Genomic DNA, 435 nt, shown 5'->3' with positions numbered 1-435 from the left:
GTGCGCTTTGCGCGCTCAGGACGGACTGCTCCCCTGCAGCGCCAACAATTGCTTTTTGGCTAGCGCCAGATTCACCAGACCAAACAAACTGAACAACTGCGCCGTGTTCTTGACCAGGCCCTTGTAGCGAACTATGCGATGACCAAACAGATTCTTGATGACATGGAACGGATGCTCGACACGCGCCCGAATCTGGGCCTTCGCCCGCTCGACGGCGATCAGCAAGTCCTTGACCGCGCCGTCACGCATCGCCTTGATCTTGCCGCGCTTGACGGCCACTTGCCACGTCACGGATTTGCCTTGCATCTCGTCGCGCTTCTCCACGCCGGTGTAGCCCGCGTCGTCAAACGCATTCTCCTCGTGGCCATGCAGCAAGGCATGCGCCTGCGACACGTCGGACTCGTTGGCCGCTGTGCCCACCACGCTGTGTACCAG

The 435-nt window shown here is 60.5% G+C and carries 1 protein-coding gene; it reads right to left on the bottom strand.

Annotated elements, in window-relative coordinates; all coding sequences use genetic code 11:
• Window positions 1-15: 15 nt before the first annotated feature.
• Window positions 16-435 (bottom strand): transposase (locus J8I34_RS34440; protein WP_209808642.1); only part of this gene is annotated, 420 nt, incomplete at its 5' end.

It is taken from the genome of Cupriavidus phytohabitans (genome assembly GCF_017815025.1).
Taxonomy (GTDB): domain Bacteria; phylum Pseudomonadota; class Gammaproteobacteria; order Burkholderiales; family Burkholderiaceae; genus Cupriavidus.
Note: the sequence above shows the minus strand (reverse complement) of the source record. Positions and strands in the feature narration are given on the sequence as shown.